General features: G+C 48.5%; 5 protein-coding genes. 1 reads left to right on the top strand and 4 read right to left on the bottom strand.

Translation table 11 applies throughout. The annotated features are described in order from the left end of the window. The 4 genes from D5S03_RS05500 to D5S03_RS05515 form a co-directional block, all read right to left on the bottom strand. Nucleotides 1-705, bottom strand: a 705-nt coding sequence (locus tag D5S03_RS05500; RefSeq protein WP_287042934.1) for a P-loop NTPase family protein, incomplete at its 3' end; no start/stop codon positions are given. A 27-nt stretch (nucleotides 706-732) separates the two neighbouring features. Then, the gene (locus D5S03_RS05505; protein ID WP_287042935.1) at nucleotides 733-2,472 is read right to left on the bottom strand and encodes a GumC family protein; all 1,740 of its coding nucleotides are present in this window, start codon (nucleotides 2,470-2,472) and stop codon (nucleotides 733-735) included. An 18-nt stretch (nucleotides 2,473-2,490) separates the two neighbouring features. Further along, complete coding sequence (locus D5S03_RS05510) at nucleotides 2,491-3,705, bottom strand: outer membrane beta-barrel protein (protein ID WP_287042937.1); 1,215 nt, start codon at nucleotides 3,703-3,705, stop codon at nucleotides 2,491-2,493. 166 nt (nucleotides 3,706-3,871) lie between these two features. Further along, nucleotides 3,872-4,444, bottom strand: a complete 573-nt coding sequence (locus D5S03_RS05515) for a polysaccharide biosynthesis/export family protein (RefSeq protein ID WP_008868459.1) — start codon at nucleotides 4,442-4,444, stop codon at nucleotides 3,872-3,874. 668 nt (nucleotides 4,445-5,112) lie between these two features. On the opposite strand from D5S03_RS05515, the gene D5S03_RS05520 reads away from it, so the two are divergent. Beyond that, the coding region (locus D5S03_RS05520; protein ID WP_287042938.1) for a response regulator at nucleotides 5,113-5,304 on the top strand (192 nt) is incomplete at its 3' end.

Raw genomic sequence — 5,304 nt, forward strand, 5'->3', positions numbered from 1 at the left:
ATAGATGACGTACCTGTCCGGGTACCTGGACTTGAGCTCCTCAACTAGAGACTTCATCTTAGGTGAACCCAGAAAATTCTTGTCTCCGGACACCCTTTTGCCCGAAGGCAGCACCACCACCTTTTCCATGCCCGGGGAAAACAGCAGGTCACTTATCCTGGAACCATTGACCAGGTAATCGGACAAACCGGGCCTTTCCTCGTCCAGGCCGAAATAAGTACACACCTTGGGATTCCTGAAATTGGCCCCCACCAGCAGGGCAGTCTGCTGCATCTCCCTGGCAATGGACAAGGCCAGATTAATGGCGGTGGTTGTCTTGCCTTCACCTGTATAGGCACTGCTTACCATCAGACTGTTCCAGCCCTTTTCCCTGGTTCTTTGCAGCACCTGGGTGCAGAAGTAGTCATAGCTGTCACGAAAGCCCGGCTTTCTTAGATGTGTTAAAATGCGCTGTTTTTCCAAGATCTTTTCCACTGGGGGAAGCACCCTGGTCTTGTGGTATTTGAGCTTGATGTCCTTGTCTGTATGTTCAGCCTCAGGTCGCAAAGCGGACAACAAGTCCTTTTTTTCCTGCTGGCTGGATGCTTTTTCATAGGCCCTGGCCAGTTTGTTCTGCACTGGTTTTTCAGATTCCAGCACAGAAGAAGAACTGATACTTTCCCTGTCCTGCCTGGCCTTGTTCAGGGCCTTGTCAAGTTTGCTCATTTCATTCTCCCAAAAATGCACAATTATTTAATTCAATCCGACTCTGCCCTGCAGATTCAACCAGAAAACATCCAGAGGTTCGTAATAAAAGTGAATCAGAAAAAGCACCAGGGCTACTCCCAGCATGATGCCAAGCACTACTGCCAGACGCATGATCCGGGTTGTCCAGATGTCTTTTCTGGTCCTCAAGTATGGAATGGAGCCCAGTACTGGAATGCCTGACACCCTGGCCAGGGTCCTGCCATCACGCACTGAAGAATCAAAGTACTCAGCCAGTGCTGTTGTGCCCACGCTTAGGCCTGAAGCAAAAACAAACCCCAGCAGGACAATGGCCTTGCGGTTGGGTTTGACCGGTGTTTCCGAGGCCCGGGGAGGTTCAATCACCGTGAGTTTTTCCGCCATCTGTCCCTCTTCCAGTTCCCTGGCTTCAATGGCCGCCTGAAGCCTGGACATGTTTTCAGCGAAGGCCTTCTGTGCACTGTCATAATCTCTTTGCAGGGCCTTGAATCTCTGCTCCACCTGGGGAGAGTTTTCTATGCGGCGCTGGTACATGGCATAAGTGCGCTCCAGGTCTCTTATTTTGTCCCTGGTGCTTTCTATGTCCAGCTGAGTAGATGTGATCTGGGTCTGGAGATTTATAAAAGCCGGATTTTCGGGCTCAAGATCCTCAACCCTGGTAACCAGATGGCGTTGCCCGCTCAGATCCTGCACCTGTGCTTCAAGGAGGTCTATCTCCCTGGACAGCCTGATTACATCCGGGTGCTGCCGGGAATATCTTTCCTGCAGCAGGGAGAGTTCGTTCTGCTTGCTTTCCAGATGAATGATGAGATCCCTCAGGCTATGCCTGGACTGAGTTTCCTGATCCAGGCTGTTCATCTGGTTTCTGAGCCTGACCAGATCCGGATGATTGTCCGCCTTGACCGCCTTCAGGGCCAGGTACTGGTTGTTTAAAAATCGCAGCTCTTCTTCTAAGCTCATGGCCCGACCATTGCCCCCCCGGAATCTTACCGGTTCAACCAGGGCCAGCTGGCCCTGAAGGTTGACCAGGCGGTTCATTAGGTTATGAATATCCCTTTGCCTATTGTCTATTTCACTTCTGGTCCTCTCCAGCATCTGCATGTTGAACTGCATCAGTTCAGGAAGTGAGTGCAGATTTTCCTCCTTGAACCGGGCGATATCAGCTTCACTGGCATCAATCTCCCGGCGCAGTTCTTCCAGTTGCTGCCGAAAGAAGGTCACCGTCCCTTCAGCCCTTTCTTCCCTGGTCCGCAGATTCTGCTCAAGATAAAGAGAGACCAGGGCGTTGGCCACTTGAGCCGTCGACTGAGGGTCGTTGCCTTCATAAGAAAGGTTGAAGGCGATTGTGGCTCTGCCCTGCCTGGGATTGGCCGCCTGGGCATAGATAGGCTCCATCAGTATATCCCGACGCATTCTGGAAACAATTTGTTCTGTAGTATTTTTCTCTCGCTGCTCTGCATACAGGTTCAAACGGTCAATAATATCTTCCAGGTTCTGCCTGCTTAGAACAACCTGGCTCAGGGTCTGCAGGCGCTCTTCTATATAACCGGTAACCGTGGTCCTGATCAGTTCTTCAGGAATGTTCTGGGCCTCCACCAGTATGGTGGCCTGGGATCTGTACACCGAGGGAAGCATGACCGCCACTGCGGTTGAAGCTGCGAACAAGAGAACAAAAGGAACCACCAGGTACCATTTTCTTCTTTTTAAGAGATCCCGGTAATAATTGATGTCATTGGTATTGGTTTCCATTTTTTTTCCAGTTCAATGTCAGTTAAGCTGTTTGGGGAAACGTATGGTGAATTGCAGGAAAAACCTGTTGCCGTCCTTGCTGGTGGAATCGACCCTGTCTCTTGTATGCCTGTACCTGTATCCCAGATCGAAATACATATCCGGTCTCAGGTTGTAGGTGGCGGACAGGCCTGTCTGCCAGGTGTTTCTTTTTTCTCTGCTCACCAGTCCTGTTGTACGCGAGTTGATGAATGAACCAGTGGCATTACCGCTCCATTTTTCCGTAAACCTGTGCCTGAGTCCTGCCCGGATCCTGTTGCGGGTGATATTTTCTGCATAAATGCTCTGGTACTGCCCGTGATCTATGCCCACATCGGTGCTGGTTCTTTCTGTTATCTGCCACAGGAGACGCGAATCGATAAAAAAACCCAGGTCATCATCTCTTCTCCGCTCATCGTTGCGGTCGAACCTGGAATGGGTCCAGGTAGGTCCCCCCCGCAGAAGGACATTGTATCTCTCGCCCATATCCCGGCTTACGCCCACGATACCACGGTAAATATCATGGGTGCCTTCCACCCTTCTGGACTCGAAATCCACATGCTCAACTCCTGCCCCTGCGAGAAAGAATGTCTGCTCATCCAAAAACATTCTGGACCAGACCAGATCGCCGCCTGTGGACCACGAGTCGGCTCTTTCATCTCTTCTGTTGTCAGTTGATGCATAAAATAAATCCAGGGCCAGACTGTTTCTTTCGTCCAGGGCAACGCTTATTCCCGGCAGGAAAGTATAGTATGATCTTCTGCTTTTCTCAGACACTATGCCGGCCTCTTCCAATTCGGTTTCAAAGGTGTAGTCAAATCTTAGACGTCCACCCATTTTCAGGGTTGTCCTGGGATTCAGGTCGTATTCGCTCTGCAGGGTATAATCCTGATTCACCCGGTCAAATTCACTGTAATCCAGGTAGCTCAGCACATCCACTTTGCCGGCGACTTCAAGCCGGGTACGCTCCCCTGTCATGTTTGCCCTCAGTCCAGGAGAAGCCCTTAATTCATAGTCGGAAACATCTTCAAAGAGCAGGTTGTCGTCATAAGTCCCGGTGACAGACATTTCAGGAGTGATAATCCACTCAGCAGCTCCACTTTTTTCAATATGAACAGACAAAATAATAACTGCACTCAAAACCATTGCCGGCAAAAAAACTCTGCATTTCTGAAAATCCATTTTGAGCCACCCCTTCTTTAAAAGTGTTTGCATGAATTGCCTGCCAGCAGCCTTGCAGCACACGACAGGACGAGCATCTGCATACCTTCTCCTGCATGTAGACCCTTGTGGTCCAAGGTGGCTCTATCTAACCAGAATCCAAAGCATATGTCCATTAAATTTCAGTCGCGGTTCAACTTTTTTCAATCATACACGACTTTCAAGGCACAACAATTGTATCCCCGGGCATGAGAACAATGTTCTGCTCCAGGTTGCGGCCGTTTTCAATATCCCCGTACCTGAAGGAGAAAACTTCCTGCTCCTGGGCATTTTGCCGGAGAACCAGGATGTTGTTTTTTGACGCGAAGGTGGTCAGACCTCCGGCCATGGCCAGAGCCTGCACTACCGTGGTCTCTTTTTCCATGATATAATGGCCTGGCGTACCTACTTTGCCTACAATATACATTCGGGGATGATTTATATAATTAAGAATAACAGTTACCGGGGTGCCTGGTACATACTCATTGATTCTGTCTTCCAAATCCTTCCTGAGATCCCTGACAGTTTTACCTGCTGCCGGCACATCACCAATCAGGGGAAAAGAAATCATGCCATCCGGCCTGATCATGGATTCACGCTGCAGGGCTTCATCGTTCCAGACCGAAACTTCCAGAATATCCCCGGGCGACAGAAGATAATCCCGGATATGTTGTGCCTGGCCTGCCCAGGAATAAGTGGCTTGCAGCACCACCACCCCCAGAAACATAATAAAAAGCAGAGCTAGTCTTTTCATTGTATGAAAACCTCCCTGGATATTTTGTGCACCGCCATGGACATTACTGGTTTTCAATTTTCAGACCTGATAATAATTTACTTTATATTCTGGGGTGTTATTCAACATACATGCTTAAATTTACGGATTTTTCAAAAATTTTCCAATTTTTTCAGATTCTATATGGACTATTTTTTCAGAAAGGATTATAAGTACAAAAAAATAGGAGCCAATTTTGGGCCTGGTTCAATGTTTCTCACAATGCAGTGTCTTGCAGTTTAATTCCTGTTTTTCAGGACATCTCAAATCTTCGGGAAAAAATATAAATTATATCAAGTTATTACAAATATGGCATGATTTTTCCATAAAATGCAGACTACGCAGCACTTGTTGCGGCATTTTTTCCGGAATTACGGAGGTTGGCCGCCTTAGGGTTTGTCATAAAATAAATGTTACATAATGCTTGCATAATCTGGGGGTTTATCGCTCCCACGCTCTGCGTGGGAGCGTAGCCCGACCGCTCCTGCGGTCATTGTGGACGCTGAGCGACCAGGGAATGTTCCCACGCAGAGCGTGGGAACAATATGACAAATATAACACTTATATCGTGACAGATCCTTATCATTAAAAAAATTTTCTGCTTCACCCTTTAATTTAAAGAGCCTGAAAGCTCTCTGGAACAAAAAAGCATGGCTGAAATACTGGTCATAGATGACGATCTTATATTCAATGAGGTTATGGAAGAACAGATTACCAGGCTGGGTCATGACTGCGATACCGTTGCCAGCCTGTACAAAGGGATATCCAGAGCCCAGAAAGGGGCTTACGACATTGTTTTTCTGGATGTCACCCTGCCCGACGGCAACGGCCTTTCCGAGCTC

Source organism: Desulfonatronospira sp. MSAO_Bac3 (assembly GCF_003838035.1).
GTDB classification, from domain to species: domain Bacteria; phylum Desulfobacterota; class Desulfovibrionia; order Desulfovibrionales; family Desulfonatronovibrionaceae; genus Desulfonatronospira; species Desulfonatronospira thiodismutans.